This is a genomic window from Pedobacter sp. KH_004, from assembly GCF_057840755.1.
Map to the genome: position 1 here is coordinate 346,203 of NZ_CM174519.1, position 15,441 is coordinate 361,643.

The window sequence follows — 15,441 nt, forward strand, 5'->3', positions numbered from 1 at the left end:
GTTTGCTTTTTTTTATTCCGGTTTCTCTGTATCCACTTCTGTTAACTCGTAAGCGTAAGAGCCATTTTTTGGAATAATCGGTGTTTCTCGACCAATGCTTAAAGCCTTTATGTAAGATGCTCCGAAGTAAAAAATCAAGGAAGAATAAAATACAAACAGCATAATTACAATGAGCGACCCTGCAGAGCCATAAATGTTGCTGATATTACTGAGTGGCAACAAAATCCGCAAAATGTATTTTCCCGCAGTAAATAAGCAGCCTGTAAGTAAACCACCAGAAAATGCCGCTTTCCATGTTGGCCTTCCATTGGTTAAATACCGAAACAGCATGGTAAACCAGGTTGTAACGATAATTACAAATACAATCTGATTTAAAATTGATGTTAAAATCAATCCGAATGATGGAGAATTTGTTTTTAAATAAGCACCTATAATGGCTTGAACACTATCGGCAAGCAGGCCGATAAAAAAAAGAATGCCCGCCAAAAGGATAATTATCACAGAAATTGCCCGAGACTTTAATGTACTTAAAACTCCTTTTTTCTCTTTTTGTCCGATGTTCCAAATTTGTTCCAGCGAATTTTTGATCACGTTGAAAAGGGTAGTAGCTACGAAAAGAAAAAAAATAAAACTGAAAAGGGTGATGTACCAGGCTTGATCTACCCCCCGAATGTTTCTTAAGGTTGATCTAATTTGTTGGATACTGTCATCATCAAGAATGTTTGCCAAACGCTCAAACAGGTTAGTTGCCAACATTCTCCTATCGGTAAACATCCCAAACAACCTGATTAAAATAATCAAAATGGGAGGAAGGGCAAAGTTGGTGAAAAATGCGGTTGCCCCTGCTAAACGTAATGGGTCGTTTTTTTGAAACAAAGAAAAAGCATTTCTAGCAGTAGCAAAAAAGAACTTAAAATCCAGGTTGATTTTTAATGGCATTGTTTCAATATAAAAACTAAAAGCCCGAAAATACTAAAAAAGGTTTATTTCGGGCTTTTGAATTTTTAAAATGTTGCTAATCTATTTTTCTAAAAACCAACAACTTTTGTGTCCCGTTTAATAAAGTAAGTTGGTTGTTTTCAATTTTTGCGGCATTAACCTGATTAATTGCTTGTAAATAAGCACGTTCTGCAGCATCGGTTTCCTGACAAAACATTTTGGTGCTAAATAAGTTTCTAAGCATAATTTTATTATCAACTACCTCTGCCTTACCGCCATAGTTATTGCAAAAAGATTTACCAGTTACTTTTAAACTGTCGCCGAAGTTCAAAGTTGCCTTTGCGGTGGTTGGTAAAGTTAAACCTGGTAGTTCAGTGAGTTCCCATTTGGTTTGAGTCAATTTATTTTGGTCAAATTTTTCTAAACAAGCACTAAATAGGCACACTACCAGGCAACAAATAAGTAAATTTTTCATGGATTTTTATTTTTCAAAATTATATCAAAAACTAAACCAAGATCATAATTACAAAAGTAATATGGTTTGGTTTAAGAAAGCTGGATTCTAATTTGAAGCATACAAATCTGCAAAACCATACTGCGCAAAGATTACAGTTGATGTCGTTGCTTTAGGGTTGCCAGACAAACGGCTGAAATGATAAGCCTGCTAATCCGAATAGCCGTCAAGAATTTGTGGATGTTCCAGCTGAATATCTAAAATTCACTGCATTATAATTTCAAACTATAGAGAGATTAATTAATTTTGAGCTGATAAGGGTTGGTTCGAACATTTTTTAGTTATACCCTTCAAAGCGCTCATTATAAATAATAAACAGTGATCGACATTAAATATATTTTAAAAGAAGAGGATTTTTTACAGGCCAATCTTTACTTCTTCAAAAAGGAAGGAAAACTAAAGCAAATCATCCTGAGAACTTGGCTAGCCTACTTGTTTATTATTTCAATTATCATTGGGTTTCTTGTTTGGAAAGAAGAAATGATGATGGCTTTAGTGCTTGTTTGTATTTTGGCAATCATTACATTTTTTCATTCGGGTAGGATGAGAAGACATTATTTTCACTATTATAAAAAGAAAGTAATGGTGTATGAGAGTAGATTTTTTAAGGAAGTAAAGTTGAAAGTTACGGATACTCACTTAAATAACGAAAGCGTTGCTGGGCAATCTAATGTGTTTTTAGCTCAAATCAGTTCCATCGATGAAACTCAAAATTATTTCTTTATTAAATTAAAATTTGAAGGGATAATCATTCCGAAAAGTGAACTAAAAAATGTTAGCGATTTCAGGAGTGATTTAATTGAGCTTGCCCGAAAAGTGAATGTACAATATCAGGAAGATCTAAAGTGGAAATGGTAAGCAATTGATTCGCTTGAGAAAGATTTTTTAGATAGGAAGTCAAATTAGTTTCCACTTATTTAAAAAACCTCAGTTGCAAAAAAATCAAGAGGCCTGATCCGATCACTACCATTATTATAAGCATGGTCAGTTGAACTTTTAATCTTGCATAATTCTTCATGTTATAGGCAGCCCGTGCGTCATTTGCTTTCTTCGCCAGCAGGATAAAAATGAATGGGATTAAAAGCAGCATAACAGATAAAGGTATTTAAACTAATATAGTCAGAATTCAAGAAATCTATCTTATCTATGACGCATAAATTTTTCAAGGGATATTTTAGAAACTTCATGGTTGTTCCACTTTCAACCAGTGATGCGCTCTCCCATGGTAATCAAAAATATTGATTTTTTGCAAGCCTAATTTTTCTAAAACTTTTATTGAAGCTATGTTTTCTGTATCGGCAATACCAATAATTTCGTTTAGTTTTAAGATATCAAAGCCGTATTTCATCGATGCTTGAGCAGATTCAGTAGCATAGCCTTTACCCCAAAACTTCTTGATGAAACGATAACCAAGATCATAATAATTGCAATGGTTATTATAAGTTTCTTTAATTAATTTTAAACCGCTCCAGCCCGCAAATTGATTGGAATCTTTTTCAATTACTGCCCAACGGCCAATGCCGCTTTCAATATACTGTTGCTGAATGTAGGCAATATCGGCCAAACTTTGTTCGATGGTCAACACTGGTTTGTTGCCTAAAAACTGATGTACGGCAGGGTCGCTGTCTAAGTCAAACATTCCTTTTGCGTCAGTTTCTTCCAATTCGCGAAGAATTAACCTTTCTGTTTCTATCGTAACACTCATTTTTCTGAATTTAGTTAGTTTTCAATAGAATACAATCATGTATTTTTTTTGTTAATCAGAAATTTATTCATTGGCTTTTTAATTTTAAAGCAACAAAAGATGATAAATTAGCCAAAAAATTAAAGCTATTCCTTTTTATGAAAAACACACTATTTGCTCTTTTTCTATCGGTTATTTTATTTGGCTGTACGGGCGGAGGGCTCGAAAAAACCCTAACATCAAAAGCATTTGCTGATCAAGATGATTTTAATGAATTTCCCAAATTCAAGGATAAGATTTTGTCTGTTGAAGATGTTTACGATAAGAATCCGGATAGCTCTGGTGGTTTTACGGTTAAATTAAAAGATACTGCGTTATACATTCAAGATGGATCGAAACCTCTGGCCAAAAAATATCAGGACGCCAGATTTATCAACTCACAAAAAACTGCAGTTTTGGTACAAATAGCAGATGGTGCCGGAAAAATTTCGCCATTCTATATCATCACACTTAAAGATGGCTTGCCAATGGCGGTAGCATTATCAATGCCATCAAATGGTGCTAAGGATAAAGATTTTGCCAAAGGTTTGGAAGAAATCACCCGGACAACGGTAGTGGTAAATAACGATTTTGTGGTGGCTACTGTGCGTGGAAAGGTTTATCCTATTAAAAGACAAAATCCATCAGAATTGATTCAGGGTAACTTCATTTTATATTCTGCTGATAAATCGACACTTGTTTTCGCAGTTGATAAAGGGTTATACCAGGTAAATTATTTAACGGGTGAAACCATGACTTTACCAGTTCCTGCAAAGGTGTTAAACTCTAAAACCATGGTGAGAGAGATTCAACAAAATTATAGTTGGGAGAAAAACAGTCGTGGCACTTCGTTTTTGAAAGCAAACCCAGATGATGACCGCATTGTAGACATCAGAGAATTTAAACACTAAGTTTTAATGGTTTCATCTGATGAAATAGATAACTAGTAATTTTTTATCAGATGATTCATTAAACAACCATCGTTCTAAAAGTTAAATTGATTCGGGGCTTAGTTACTTTCTTACTCGGAGGTAAGCGGTGTAACCAAAAGGTTTGGGTTTCGTCCTTCATCACCAGTAAACTGCCGTGTTCCAAAAAAGTAGTGATGGTTTCTTTGGTCTGCTTATGCTTAAATAAAAATCTTCTTTCGGCACCAAAACTCATAGAGGAGATGGCGGTATTTTTTCCCAAAGTTTTTTCATCATCGCTGTGGTAGGCCATTCCTTCATCACCATTATGGTATAAGTTTAACAGGCACGAATTAAATTTGGTGTCTGTTTTTTCTTCTGCAATGGCTTTAAGCTCCAATAAAGAATTAGTCCATGGAAGCGCATGTTTAGTGGCATTTGAATAGGTGTAAGCGTAACCCTCATCGCCATACCAAGCTACCTTTCGTTTGGTAATAATGTGTTTGCCCATAATAAAAGCTTCGTCATTTCTCCACTCGATGGTGTGCATTAACTCGCTAAAGTATTTGTTAGCAGTTTCAGGCGTAAATAACTTGCCGAAATAATTTACGGTACCACTATGGGGCAATAAATTTTGATCGGGATCGCTCTTGGTATTAAATAAATCCATTAAGTGCCACTCAGTTTATTTTTTAGATTTTAGCTTTGCTTTTGCCAAATTTTGGATAACGCTAAACTTGGTTATTCTGCTAATTAAATCCAAAGGTAAGGGTTTATCCAGAGGAAATTGAACTGATCCTTTTGCGCTTTTGTAGATTGAGATTTCCTCCTTAAAAGCTTCAATGCCACCATTTCCCGGATAAAAGCCTATATGGTTTTTATAACCTGCATAATGAACAAGATTTCCATACAGATCGAAGGTAGGAATGGCGTAGCTGATTTTTTCTTTGGCTTCTGGGGCGGCTTCCTTTATGGTTTCTCTAACTAGCTGTAGTTTTTCCTGGGTTTCTGTGGGAAAGTTAGCGATGTATTTGTCTATTTCTGGGTTAACGTTGCTCATTCTTTGCCAAATTTAATAGCTGAAGTTACAACCAATCGTAAATAAATAGATGGTGTAAAAATGGCAAATTTTATTGGCGGTTGCGACAAATTATACGTGACTTAAACCCTTAGCAAGCCACGAAATCCTCTGGCAGCATAGTACGATTCTGCTCCGTTGTGGTAGGTAAAAACTTTGTTGTATCGCCTATCGCAAAAAAGGGCACCACCAAGTTTTCTGATATCTTCAGGCGTTTTAATCCAACTGGAGGTTTTTAAATCGAAATTGCCCAATTCTTGTAACCGGCGATATTGATCCTCAGTTAATAATTCTATTCCCATTTCACTAGCTACATCCAAAGCGTTGTTTTGTGGCTTGTTTTCTTTCCTCGATTCCCAGGCTGTTAAATCATAACACAAACTTCTTCTTGCTTTCGGGCTTTCAGTAGCACAATCGACATAAAGGAACTCGCCAGTTTCTTCCTCATATCTAATAGCATCTGGCTCACCGCCAGTAACTTCCATTTCATTAAGCGACCATAGTTTTTCAGGTTGTGCATCAAGTTTCGATCTAACATCTGCCCATGATAAACCTTCATGTCTATTCATATTCTTTTCGAAACGTAGTTTTAAAATATTTAAAAGTTCGTCACGCTGTTCTTCGGAAGGCTTTCTAGTCGAGGTGCTCATTTTATTTGGTCGTAATAGTGATTAGATTACAAATAAAATTAGTTAAATTATTATTTAGTGCAAAGGGGAAAATTCAGATGGTTAATAAAAATGAAGAGAACCTAAGAAAATAAAAAGTCCAATAGTTACACCTACCATTGGACTTAAAAACACTACTAAATGATGTTTACCATGGGCTTATGCCTTTTTCATTTTCAATATCATTACTGTAAAACTGACCAGTTGGTGCATCTTCATCGGTAAGGGTATGTTTAACAATAAAACTTGCTGCGCTTTCTACTGTACCTGGCCCATTATGATGGTTAAAGTCGGTAGCAGTATATCCTGGGTCAATTACATTTACTTTGAAAGGCAGGTCCTTTAATTCGTAAGCCAATACAATTGTGTAGGCATTTAAAGCAGCTTTCGACGTGCCGTACGCAGCAGTTTTTACCGGATAGTATTTCCAAGTTGGGTCGCTATGAAGGGTTAATGATCCAAGACCGGATGTAATATTGCTGATCCTCGGACCATCCGATTTTTTAAGGAGTGCTAAAAATGCTTGTGTAACCTGAATCACACCAAAAAAATTGGTATCGAAAACATCTTTGATTTCCGAAATTGAAGTTTCTGTGGCTGTTTGTGGGCTTACACCAAGAATGCCGGCATTATTGATCAAGATATCCAATTTGCGCTGTTCATTTTCTATGAGATCTTTAGCCGCAATAATAGAATCTGTATCTAAAACATCTATCTCGATGGCCTTAATATTTTGAAAGCCGTTTTCCGCAAGTTCATTTGCTATTGCTTCTCCTTTTTGAAGGGAGCGACTTCCTAAATAAACGAATATTCCTTGTTGAGATAACTGTTTAACAGTTTCCAATCCTATGCTTCTATTCGCTCCTGTAATTAATGCTGATTTCATTTTTATCTTTTTTAATTTGATGATGTAAAACTGCAGGTTTTATTGATGAAATCATTTGCCATTTGGCAAAAAGTAGCTACCGTATATGTTTTCTTATCCTACTTAGTGATGATTGGGTTATGCCAAGGTAGGAAGCAATATAAGAAAGCGGTACGCGGTTAACTAAAGTTGGGTAAATTTCCATAAATTTTAAATAACGGGTTGTACCGTCTTCTGATACCAATGGACTTCTTCTCTCTACTTTTAGCATCAGCGCTCTTGCAATAATTTTATGTACGATGGTATCCCAGCCCACAATGGTTTGTAGAAGTTCTAACCAGTCTTTTCTTTCAAAAACCATCATTTTACAATCTGTTACTGCCTGTACGTAAGCGCTTGAACAAATCTGATTATCAAAACTCTCCAAATCTACAACCAGATTATTTTCTTCGATGAAGTATTTGGTTACTTCTTCGCCCTTATTGTTGTAATAGCAAACTCTTAAAATACCCTCGGTAATAAAACCTACTTGTCGGGAAATTTTGCCAGCTTCAGAAAAATAATCATCCTTTTTGATTTCGACCACCACCAATTTTGATGCTATAAAATCTATTTGTTGTTGGTTCAGGTTGCCAAATCTCAAGATAAAATCAAAAAGTTGTTTCATGTGTGCAAGATAGATAAATCATGGTTCACAAGAATTGCCATTTGACAAAAATGACTGCCAGATATGGTTATCTTTTTGTATAATGACATTCTTAAATCCCGAAAGGGAAATAATTGGCTAAGGAACAATGTTCAAACTAATCTTCAATAGCATCTATTCCCTTTTCCTTCAAAGCAGCCAACGCTGTTTTCATTGCCACAACCTGCTCTTTTGGATGGCTTTGCCAAGTGGCAACCTCTCCAACCACTTTGAAGGGATGTTTAGAACGATAGGATTTGGTTGTATTTCCCTTGAATTTTTTATCGGTTAAATTTGGATCATCTTCAATAGGTCCAGTTGGTTCTACCAAATAAATCATTTCTTTTCCATCACCTAAAGCAAGCTCTGCCCCCAAACCGCTGCATTTAGCGTAGCGGATAGATAAATGAACCTGGCTTCTTTTTGCTGGCCGTAATTGGAATTTAACCCAACTTTTATGAGGTCGCCAAGTTTTAAATCGCCCTTGGTTCCATGAAAAAATGTTTGTATAAATTCAGTATTAATAGTTTCAGATTTGATTGTTTCCATATAGTGAATGGCTTAAGCTAATTAAAATTAAAAATTTTTAATCTATTTAGTTAGTTTAAAGTGCTGCCTTAAAACGCACAGCTAACAATTTGGTACCTGCTGATAAGAGGCCAGCCTTACTGCCGCTACTTATGGATGCACAAAGCCTTGTGTAAGTACTAGGTTTTAATTAAAAAGATTCCGTTGAGCTTTCAGAGTTTTCTAGATATTTTTAGCTTTGTGCCGAAATATTAGCACAGCTAAACAAGGAAGTGAAGATTAAAATAATCAGTCTGTCTACATTTATTCAAGTTGGATTAGACGTTAAATCTTAATACATTTTAATTTTTTGAAGTATAGGACCTTTCATTTCAGCAAATTTTTGATACTTGTCCGATAAATTCTGTGTATCAATTCCTTTCATTGTATCACTTATTTTTTCAGACCATATTTGCCGATGACGTATTTGTCAGTCATACGATAAGCACCGATATAATCGTAGGTGTTAGTGCAAACGATTAATGTGTCGTTTTCTACTTTATACGAACCTTCAATAATAATTCTCCCGTTTCTTGTTGCATACTTTGTAATTTCTATTTCACTTGATTTTAGCTTATCAAAAGTGATTTTGTATACTTCTAACGTATCACCCTTGGCTTGTCTTAAATTTTGACTCAGATACTGATAACCTAGATACACATTGAATTTTTTCTTTTTAATTGTAAAGTTTTCTTTCCATTTGTCGGTTTTAGAGATATCGGAAGTTCCAACTGTTCTTAATTCCAATTTTGGTTTTTTTTGTGAAAACGCATTTGTAAAAAATGTGGTAAATAATATAAGTGTAAATATTTTTTTCATTGGTTGATTGTTAATTACGGTCGGTTATAAGTGTCGGCCAGGATTTTTCGGCTTTGCGAGGGTGTAGTAATCCCTGTCGACAGGCGGATAGGCAGCGAAGCCCAACTATTCAGCGTGCACCAGGAATTTCTGAAATTGAAAAATTTGTTAGCATTTGCATCTCCACACAAGATAGCAAAAAGATATTCCACACTTTCTGTTCCGATGAATTTATGAGTGCTTTCATTTTCGCTAATCAATGTTTAGGCAGGTTCGTTTAAATTCAGTTCCAATAAATCTATTTTTTCTTGGCCACTTTGTTCAATTTTGCCATCAGGCGGCCTGATGCGAATCCCTTTTTGTGCAATTGTGCTTTTTCAAAATTTCCGTTTTTATCAAGTTCATTTTTTTTGTGGGCTCGGTTTTTTTATTAGTACTCACTTTTCTCTTTTGCATAAATAAAAGCATAACTAGAATCTTTTTCACTGCTTTTAGTTATCCGTAAAAACTTATCATCAATGTTTATCACTGTAAGAGTATCGATTTTCAATGTTTTACTTTCTCTTAATATGATAGTGTTATTTTTACCTTTAACAAATGTTCCCGTGCTTTCAATATTACTACGTAACGTCTCTTCAAAAATGTTATCATTTTTGAATGATATTCTCATTTTCGAATTATCATATTTTACACTTTCGTATAATTGTTCCCAATTATAACTGTAGTTAATGTGTGAGTATTTTACGAAACACCAAGTGCCTAATAAATTTTGGTTTAATCTGGCCTGCAACAACTCTTTAAATATATAATCAATGTCGTTTCCACATATATACTTCTGTTTTTTTTAGAAAACAGAACATGATATGACACTAAATGTTAACAAAAGGAGTGAAGTAGTTTTAAATGTTTTTTTCATCTGTCTTATTTCGTTTCATTTTGTGCAAGTGTTGTTTTAGCATATCGCACAACGTTCCGGGGCTTGGCGATGTGGCGGGATTTCGAAGCACAAAGACTGGTTTTATTACTAACGTTCATTTGAAAAACTGCTGTTGAATTTTGCACTTCAGCCCGCCTGACGCAAAGCACCCATGTAAAAGCAGTAATCCTGTTCCATCCAAAAAAGGTGTAGTCTAACGTTAACTAGCTACCAAAACAATTGAAATATTGCAACACAAACTACTGCTTTACCGAAGTTATACATTGGTATCGACATCCACAAGAAAAGTTGGTCCGTCCACATCCGTAGCGATATCATCGACCACAAAAGTTTTACCGTTCCGGCAGACGCTGCTGTGGTTTACGATTACGTTGAGCGGAACTTTCCCAGCTACGAGGTTAGTTTAACCTACGAGGCCGGCTGCTGTGGCTTCAGTGCGGCGAGGTATTTTATGCAGATGGGCTGGGCTGTTAGGGTTGTTAACCCTGCCGATGTGCCCACCAATAACAACCGGTACTATCAGAAAACCGATGCGCTGGACTGCCGTAATCTGAGCCGACAACTATCATTGGGCTAACTAAAGGCCATCCATGTTCCAACCGGGGCGGAAGATGAACTCAAGAGCCTTTTGCGTCACCGTGCAGCCATTACCCGTCAGCTCCGTAGTGCAAAAGCGCACATCAAGAGCTTATTGCTTTATCATGGTATAAAAATTCCTGCGGAGCACGATAACCCTAACTGGACGAAGGCTTTTATAAACTGGCTGAAAGAGGTGAAATGGTGTTCAATTACAGGCAAACTTTGTCTGGAGAGCAAGTTGAGGGTCTACGAATTTATCCATACAGAATATCTTCAGCTGGCCAATGAACTTCGTGCCCACTGCAGGAAGCACCATAAAAAAGATTATTACCTGTTGAAGAGTATCCCTGGCATTGGTGGCTATCTTGCCGCTGCACTCTTGCCGAACTTGGGGATATTAGGCGTTTTGGTAACGAGGTGAGCTTTGCGAGTTACGTCGGTCTTGTGCCGATGATGCGCAACAGCGGAGGAACAGAAAATGTATTTGGTGTAACGCCCGTTGCCGTGGGCTGTTGCGCAGTTACATTATAGAAGCTGCTTGGGTTGCCCTGCGTTTGGACCCACAGCTGCAGGCCTATTACCGGAGCCATATCGGCAAGAACCCCAAGAGTATTGTGGTTAAGATCGCCAGAAAATTACTGAACCGTATTTTATCGGTTATCAAAACAGAAAAGCCATATGAGATCAATTATCAAAAACCACGGGCCATGGCATAAAAAAGGAGATTTATAAAAGAAAGCGTAATTGTTAAAAGCTCATCAAAAAAGAGATCCAGACTACAAAACATGGGTTGTGAAGCGTCAGGCTGTCACACCGCAAAGCAGGTAGCTGTATTTAAATCAATAAAACCAAAGGGGTGCTTGTGGTGTCCTAAAAATGGGCAGCCACACATAGGAGCCTGAGCTTAATGATTATGGAGGTGTTTGAGGAGCATTAATTTAGCCCCCAAATGTCCATTTATTGGAATATTTAAAAGGATTGATTAACTTGGTTCTAGGAAAACTGCTTTACATAGGAACCCTTGTTAGCGGTTCGGCTTTATTTGTTGAATAGTTTTTCAATTCCATAAACTTTATTTTTTGTCAATAAGTCAAGTATTTCATTTTGTAATTTAATTATTTCATTTATGGAATTGTTTTGGTTGATGAAATTGTCAAGTTTAATAAAACTGCTTTTTAATTTTTCTATTAAATTGTTGTCATTAAATTTTGTGTTCAATAATTTACTTTTAGCTTCTTGGAAAATTAATCGTCCCTCTTTTAATGTCATATGATTTGGTCCGCTTTCTTCATTTTCTTCAAAGTCATCAATTCCATCGTCTTCCCAAAAGCAAATGCCACAAATATCAAATGTATTTCTTTCGTCCAATGTCAAATAACCGCAAACTGGGCAAGAGTTTTTTAAAACTTCAGCGCTATTCACATCTGTTCTTTGTAAACCAATTTTTAAGTCAAAATTTTTCTGAAAAAAGTCTCGTCGTACTCTAATATTATCAATATGTTCTTCCGATTCTTTCATTTTGGTGTCGTCTTTTAAGCTGACCGCTAACATCTATCTTCACGCACCTTAAGCGTTTGTAAACGTTTATAATCGGTTAAATTAATCGGGTTGACTCTTACTTCCTACATTGGATTTTCATCAAAATTCACCATCCAATTAATGCCAAATTGATCAGTAAACATCCCAAAATAAGCACCCCAAAAAGTGTGGTTCATTGGCATGGTTATTTGGCCAACCGTAGATAGTCCTTCAAAAAGTTTATCGGCTTCCGCTTTGCTATCTGCATTTATAGATATAGAATAATTGTTGCCCTGTTTAAAGCTCGCTGCCCATTCGCCACCCGTATCGCTACCCATTAAACAAGTTTCTTTACTTATCGGAAGCATAACATGCATCACTTTGTTGCCATCCGCTTCGTTCATAGCGGGTTGTCCTTCTTGTTGGGGCATCTCGTTAAATTTGCCAATGTATGCAAAATCGCCCCCAAAAACGGAGCGGTAGAAATTGAAAGCATCTTCACAATTGCCATCAAAAGTGAGGTAAACATTTACTGTTGCCATAATCTGAATATTTGATTGGATTATTAAATTAAGAGCTTAAGATAACCACAGCTTTTCTTCGCGTTTTACCAACAAAAGTTTTTCTTCGCTCAGAAATAAAAAGCCATACTCATAACAAAAATGATAAGTATTGCCAGTTTGGGTTTGGTAAGTATGGGTATGGTATTCGAAATTAAAACCTGCCGATGCCAGTTTCTTTTTCATAGTTTTTACTTTGCCATTTGGATTAAGTGCGGCTAAAATGGTTCGATTTTTTTTTAAAATCAGGTTAATTTTTTTAATTACAACCGTATCATCACTTTTGGTGTGATTATTATAATTATTTCTGCAAGCATCGTCGCAAAATTTTTTATCGGCCCTACCTACAAGAGGTTTGCCACAATCTAAACAGGAGCGGTCCATAATAATTTGTTAAGTTTATTACGGGATGATGTTTTAAAAGTACTAATTAATTACCTTTTAAATAAATAAATAATCCATTTCGATTGATTTCTATTGACACTTATCCATTTTTAAGCGTTTATAACCGACTATAATTATTTAAAAACCGAATAAATTTTGAGCACCTTCTCACCTTTGTTCTGTCGGTAGTCGTGGTGACTATTGTTCGTTAAACATCAATACTTAAATTTTATTATTATGGAAAGTGCAATTACCAAAGTAGTATTAAGCGGATTTGCAGGAGCAGATGCAGACTTCAAAAATTTATCAGGAAATCAAAAACTAGCAAAAGTTAACTTAGCTGTTAATGAGTACTTCAAAAATTCCTCAGGCGAGGAAGTGAAGAAAACGCAATGGTTCAATCTTACTTTCTGGAATGCAAAAGCAGAATTGCCTTTAGCTCAAATAAAAAGGGACTAAGATTACCGTTGGAGGTAGGTTGCAAACGGGAAGTTATGAAGCAAAAGATGGTTCAAAAAGATTTACCACCGATGTCGTAGTAAGCGGTTTAATAGTACAAGAAATAGAAATAACCAATTAGCATACAAAGAACTGAAATGCTGAGCTTAGCAAATCGGCGTTTCAGTTTTAATTTGCTACTAAAGTTTTAAAGCGGTGCCGATATAGAAATTTATGCCAGCAGCCGGGTTGTAAAATCGGTTACCTACTGCGTTTAAATCATTTCCTAGACTATATTTTTCGTTAAACAGGTTATTTATTCCTACAAAAAGATCAGAATTTAGTTTGCCAATTTTTAATTTATTGATGCCGGTTTTTATTTCTACGAGGTTATATTTTTCTGCAAAAGCAGCATTGCTATCGTTAAGCGGTATGGCGGAAGTGTAGTTATGTTGAGCAAAAAGATAAATTCCCTTTTTGAACTCCATCAGCAAACTGCTCACCAATATATTAGCAGGTACTCCAGTCAATCTATTGCCAGAAAAATTTAAATTTCCATTTTGAAAATCCCTAAATCTGAAATGGTTGTAAGTATAATTGCTTCTAAATTGAATGCCGCTAACCAATGAAATATCGCTTTTCCATACCCAAAGTGATGTTTCCAATTCAACGCCTTGTTGTTTGGTTCCTCCAGCGTTAATAAAGTATTCCATATCATTTGCGTTTAACCTTCTTACGATGGCATCCTGTAATTCGAAATGAAAAATATTTGCACTGGCATAAAAACGGTTGTTTTTGCTGTTAAAGCGCATACCAGCTTCATAATTCCAGCCTAGCTCGGCTTGGAGGTTATTATTTATGTTAGTATCTGATGCCCGAACTTCGGCAATAGTAGGTGGCGAATAACCTTTACTAACGGATGCTCTTAACGAAACTGACTTACTTAATAAATAGGAGGCTGCAATTTTTGGCATTACCTGGTTACGGAATTTACGTTTTTGTACTTCTACAGGAATTGGGAAAACGCTTTCGTACTCATAATTGAAGAAATTAATACTTGTAGCCAGCTCCACCAAAAGTTTTCTCTTAATGTCAAAATTTATCCTGGCAAAGGCAAAATCCTGGTTCGCTTTTAACCGGTCAAATGCTTGCAGATTTGAAGGCTCGCCTGCGCTATTGTCAAAATTTTTAATTTGTGTTTTAGTTCCTGCAGCTTCGGCACCAAGCTGTGCATTCCATTTAAGGTCGTTTTCCGATTCTGCATATTCAACGAAAGTTCTTAATCCTAATGTACTTTCATAACGTTTTTCATAGTTAGTTATAAATGGGTTTTTGAAATCGGTATAAGAGGTAAAAAGGGAAATGACATGTTTAAATTTTGATGCAATTTGATAGCTATTGGTGAGGCCAGCTAGCGTTGATTTATTAAATATACCTGCTTTTTGGGCAATCGCTCCGGGTAATGTGGCTGTTGCGGGTCTCGCCGATCTGGGGTTTTGCTCCAGCTGCTGAAAGGTAAGTCCGCCAGGAGTATTGTAATTTAAGTCGCTGCAAAATGCAAAAACTTTTAAGCTCCCCTTATTGTAATTTAATTGATGTGCCGTTTGAAAGTACTTCCGGCTCATGTCGCTATTTTCTCTATATCCATCGCTCCGTTGATAACCCTGGAAAATATTGAAACTGTATTTTTTGAATTGGTGCTGAATTTGCGCAGTTTGATGAAATAAGCCATAAGACCCGGCAGTAACTGTTGCTTTAGCCTTATTTGTATTTTCATCAGTTAAAGAAATTAATATTGCTCCACCTGTATTGGCGCCAAAAATATTGGCTTCAGGCCCTTTGTAAATTTCAACTGATTGCAAAGCCAAAGGATCAATTGAATTTAAATAAGTATTTCCTCCTGCATCTGTGAGTGGAATTTCGTCTAGATAAATTTTGATGTTCCTGATCCCAAAAGGTGAACGCAATAGACTTCCGCGTAGCGATAAGCGATAACTGCCAGGCGATCTTTCTTCCATCCTTACACCGGTAACGGAATTGAATGCACTTACCAACGAAGAATGTTGCTGGTTTTTCAGTTGGTTGCTATCGAGTAAATTTACCGCTGAAACCGATCTTAACAAGGGCTGCTTATTGTAATAGCCTTTTACAACAACTTCTTCAAGTTTTTTAGCGGTATCAATTGGAATGTTTTGTGCGCCAACTTCTAAGCTAAAAACTACTAAAATTAAAAATGGAAACGATTTCAATACGTGATGATTTGGAATAAAAAGCAATTCG

The 15,441-nt window shown here is 36.1% G+C and carries 21 protein-coding genes and 1 pseudogene; 6 read left to right on the forward strand and 16 right to left on the reverse strand.

Annotated elements, in window-relative coordinates; all coding sequences use genetic code 11:
* Positions 1-12: 12 nt before the first annotated feature.
* Both AC3ITD_RS01480 and AC3ITD_RS01485 read right to left on the reverse strand, forming a co-directional pair.
* Positions 13-939: a YihY/virulence factor BrkB family protein gene (locus AC3ITD_RS01480; RefSeq protein ID WP_489363410.1), complete on the reverse strand. Its 927-nt coding sequence runs from the start codon at positions 937-939 to the stop codon at positions 13-15.
* Positions 940-1,015: 76 nt separating this feature from the next.
* Entirely contained in the window at positions 1,016-1,414 is a 399-nt protein-coding gene (locus AC3ITD_RS01485; RefSeq protein ID WP_265798249.1) for an META domain-containing protein, read from the reverse strand.
* Positions 1,415-1,771: 357 nt separating this feature from the next.
* Here AC3ITD_RS01485 and AC3ITD_RS01490 point away from each other — a divergent pair, with 357 nt between their 5' ends.
* A complete protein-coding gene (locus AC3ITD_RS01490) occupies positions 1,772-2,311 on the forward strand; it encodes a hypothetical protein (protein WP_489363413.1) in 540 nt (179 codons plus the stop codon).
* A 325-nt stretch (positions 2,312-2,636) separates the two neighbouring features.
* Here AC3ITD_RS01490 and AC3ITD_RS01495 read toward each other — a convergent pair whose 3' ends face one another.
* Positions 2,637-3,158 carry a GNAT family N-acetyltransferase gene (locus tag AC3ITD_RS01495; protein ID WP_265798251.1) on the reverse strand — a complete coding sequence of 174 codons (522 nt, stop codon included), beginning with the start codon at positions 3,156-3,158 and terminating at the stop codon, positions 2,637-2,639.
* 137 nt (positions 3,159-3,295) lie between these two features.
* Between AC3ITD_RS01495 and AC3ITD_RS01500 the strand changes: the two genes are divergently transcribed.
* Entirely contained in the window at positions 3,296-4,087 is a 792-nt protein-coding gene (locus tag AC3ITD_RS01500) for a stalk domain-containing protein (protein WP_265798252.1), read from the forward strand.
* 58 nt (positions 4,088-4,145) lie between these two features.
* Here the strand turns inward: AC3ITD_RS01500 and AC3ITD_RS01505 are convergent, their stop codons facing one another.
* From AC3ITD_RS01505 to AC3ITD_RS01545, 9 genes and pseudogenes are all read right to left on the reverse strand, one after another.
* Positions 4,146-4,754 carry an alpha-ketoglutarate-dependent dioxygenase AlkB family protein gene (locus AC3ITD_RS01505; RefSeq protein WP_265798253.1) on the reverse strand — a complete coding sequence of 203 codons (609 nt, stop codon included), beginning with the start codon at positions 4,752-4,754 and terminating at the stop codon, positions 4,146-4,148.
* 15 nt (positions 4,755-4,769) lie between these two features.
* Entirely contained in the window at positions 4,770-5,144 is a 375-nt protein-coding gene (locus AC3ITD_RS01510; RefSeq protein ID WP_265798254.1) for an iron chaperone, read from the reverse strand.
* A gap of 101 nt (positions 5,145-5,245) precedes the next feature.
* Positions 5,246-5,812 (reverse strand): DUF4256 domain-containing protein, encoded by a 567-nt coding sequence (locus AC3ITD_RS01515; RefSeq protein ID WP_489363417.1) that lies wholly within the window; start codon positions 5,810-5,812, stop codon positions 5,246-5,248.
* A gap of 166 nt (positions 5,813-5,978) precedes the next feature.
* A complete protein-coding gene (locus AC3ITD_RS01520; protein ID WP_265798256.1) occupies positions 5,979-6,716 on the reverse strand; it encodes an SDR family oxidoreductase in 738 nt (245 codons plus the stop codon).
* Between the two features lie 76 nt (positions 6,717-6,792).
* Positions 6,793-7,362 (reverse strand): Crp/Fnr family transcriptional regulator, encoded by a 570-nt coding sequence (locus AC3ITD_RS01525; protein ID WP_265798257.1) that lies wholly within the window; start codon positions 7,360-7,362, stop codon positions 6,793-6,795.
* A gap of 136 nt (positions 7,363-7,498) precedes the next feature.
* A pseudogene (arr, locus tag AC3ITD_RS01530) lies at positions 7,499-7,929 on the reverse strand (NAD(+)--rifampin ADP-ribosyltransferase).
* Positions 7,930-8,340: 411 nt separating this feature from the next.
* Complete coding sequence (locus AC3ITD_RS01535) at positions 8,341-8,766, reverse strand: hypothetical protein (protein WP_265798260.1); 426 nt, start codon at positions 8,764-8,766, stop codon at positions 8,341-8,343.
* Positions 8,767-8,780: 14 nt separating this feature from the next.
* On the reverse strand, positions 8,781-9,005 hold the full coding sequence (locus AC3ITD_RS01540; RefSeq protein WP_489363420.1) for a hypothetical protein: 225 nt from the start codon (positions 9,003-9,005) through the stop codon (positions 8,781-8,783).
* A 170-nt stretch (positions 9,006-9,175) separates the two neighbouring features.
* Positions 9,176-9,415 (reverse strand): hypothetical protein, encoded by a 240-nt coding sequence (locus AC3ITD_RS01545; protein WP_489363422.1) that lies wholly within the window; start codon positions 9,413-9,415, stop codon positions 9,176-9,178.
* Positions 9,416-10,310: 895 nt separating this feature from the next.
* Here AC3ITD_RS01545 and AC3ITD_RS01550 point away from each other — a divergent pair.
* The gene (locus AC3ITD_RS01550) at positions 10,311-10,682 is read left to right on the forward strand and encodes a hypothetical protein (RefSeq protein ID WP_265798263.1); all 372 of its coding nucleotides are present in this window, start codon (positions 10,311-10,313) and stop codon (positions 10,680-10,682) included.
* Entirely contained in the window at positions 10,679-10,792 is a 114-nt protein-coding gene (locus tag AC3ITD_RS01555) for a hypothetical protein (RefSeq protein ID WP_489363425.1), read from the forward strand. The genes AC3ITD_RS01550 and AC3ITD_RS01555 overlap by 4 nt, the downstream gene beginning before the upstream one ends.
* A gap of 507 nt (positions 10,793-11,299) precedes the next feature.
* Here AC3ITD_RS01555 and AC3ITD_RS01560 read toward each other — a convergent pair.
* The 3 genes from AC3ITD_RS01560 to AC3ITD_RS01570 all read right to left on the reverse strand — a co-directional run bounded on the left by AC3ITD_RS01560 (position 11,300) and on the right by AC3ITD_RS01570 (position 12,723).
* On the reverse strand, positions 11,300-11,779 hold the full coding sequence (locus AC3ITD_RS01560) for a CPCC family cysteine-rich protein (protein ID WP_265798265.1): 480 nt from the start codon (positions 11,777-11,779) through the stop codon (positions 11,300-11,302).
* Positions 11,780-11,883: 104 nt separating this feature from the next.
* Positions 11,884-12,321 (reverse strand): VOC family protein, encoded by a 438-nt coding sequence (locus AC3ITD_RS01565; protein ID WP_265798266.1) that lies wholly within the window; start codon positions 12,319-12,321, stop codon positions 11,884-11,886.
* A gap of 36 nt (positions 12,322-12,357) precedes the next feature.
* On the reverse strand, positions 12,358-12,723 hold the full coding sequence (locus tag AC3ITD_RS01570; RefSeq protein ID WP_265798267.1) for a hypothetical protein: 366 nt from the start codon (positions 12,721-12,723) through the stop codon (positions 12,358-12,360).
* 237 nt (positions 12,724-12,960) lie between these two features.
* On the opposite strand from AC3ITD_RS01570, the gene AC3ITD_RS01575 reads away from it, so the two are divergent.
* Positions 12,961-13,182, forward strand: coding sequence for a single-stranded DNA-binding protein (locus AC3ITD_RS01575; RefSeq protein WP_265798268.1), 222 nt, complete (start codon positions 12,961-12,963; stop codon positions 13,180-13,182).
* Between the two features lie 19 nt (positions 13,183-13,201).
* Positions 13,202-13,303 carry a hypothetical protein gene (locus tag AC3ITD_RS01580; RefSeq protein ID WP_265798269.1) on the forward strand — a complete coding sequence of 34 codons (102 nt, stop codon included), beginning with the start codon at positions 13,202-13,204 and terminating at the stop codon, positions 13,301-13,303.
* A gap of 58 nt (positions 13,304-13,361) precedes the next feature.
* Here the strand turns inward: AC3ITD_RS01580 and AC3ITD_RS01585 are convergent, their stop codons facing one another.
* Positions 13,362-15,410, reverse strand: coding sequence for a TonB-dependent receptor (locus AC3ITD_RS01585; RefSeq protein ID WP_489363429.1), 2,049 nt, complete (start codon positions 15,408-15,410; stop codon positions 13,362-13,364).
* Positions 15,411-15,441: the final 31 nt, after the last annotated feature.

What these genes read in the sequence shown, in the direction of transcription:
- AC3ITD_RS01505 (WP_265798253.1), bottom strand. Translation starts at nt 4,754, where the DNA reads ATGGATTTATTTAATACCAAGAGCGATCCCGATCAAAATTTATTGCCC.
- AC3ITD_RS01545 (WP_489363422.1), bottom strand. Translation starts at nt 9,415, where the DNA reads ATGAGAATATCATTCAAAAATGATAACATTTTTGAAGAGACGTTACGT.
- AC3ITD_RS01565 (WP_265798266.1), bottom strand. Translation starts at nt 12,321, where the DNA reads ATGGCAACAGTAAATGTTTACCTCACTTTTGATGGCAATTGTGAAGAT.
- AC3ITD_RS01510 (WP_265798254.1), bottom strand. Translation starts at nt 5,144, where the DNA reads ATGAGCAACGTTAACCCAGAAATAGACAAATACATCGCTAACTTTCCC.
- AC3ITD_RS01535 (WP_265798260.1), bottom strand. Translation starts at nt 8,766, where the DNA reads ATGAAAAAAATATTTACACTTATATTATTTACCACATTTTTTACAAAT.
- AC3ITD_RS01570 (WP_265798267.1), bottom strand. Translation starts at nt 12,723, where the DNA reads ATGGACCGCTCCTGTTTAGATTGTGGCAAACCTCTTGTAGGTAGGGCC.
- AC3ITD_RS01575 (WP_265798268.1), top strand. Translation starts at nt 12,961, where the DNA reads ATGGAAAGTGCAATTACCAAAGTAGTATTAAGCGGATTTGCAGGAGCA.
- AC3ITD_RS01500 (WP_265798252.1), top strand. Translation starts at nt 3,296, where the DNA reads ATGAAAAACACACTATTTGCTCTTTTTCTATCGGTTATTTTATTTGGC.
- AC3ITD_RS01560 (WP_265798265.1), bottom strand. Translation starts at nt 11,779, where the DNA reads ATGAAAGAATCGGAAGAACATATTGATAATATTAGAGTACGACGAGAC.
- AC3ITD_RS01495 (WP_265798251.1), bottom strand. Translation starts at nt 3,158, where the DNA reads ATGAGTGTTACGATAGAAACAGAAAGGTTAATTCTTCGCGAATTGGAA.
- AC3ITD_RS01520 (WP_265798256.1), bottom strand. Translation starts at nt 6,716, where the DNA reads ATGAAATCAGCATTAATTACAGGAGCGAATAGAAGCATAGGATTGGAA.
- AC3ITD_RS01525 (WP_265798257.1), bottom strand. Translation starts at nt 7,362, where the DNA reads ATGAAACAACTTTTTGATTTTATCTTGAGATTTGGCAACCTGAACCAA.
- AC3ITD_RS01480 (WP_489363410.1), bottom strand. Translation starts at nt 939, where the DNA reads ATGCCATTAAAAATCAACCTGGATTTTAAGTTCTTTTTTGCTACTGCT.
- AC3ITD_RS01485 (WP_265798249.1), bottom strand. Translation starts at nt 1,414, where the DNA reads ATGAAAAATTTACTTATTTGTTGCCTGGTAGTGTGCCTATTTAGTGCT.
- AC3ITD_RS01515 (WP_489363417.1), bottom strand. Translation starts at nt 5,812, where the DNA reads ATGAGCACCTCGACTAGAAAGCCTTCCGAAGAACAGCGTGACGAACTT.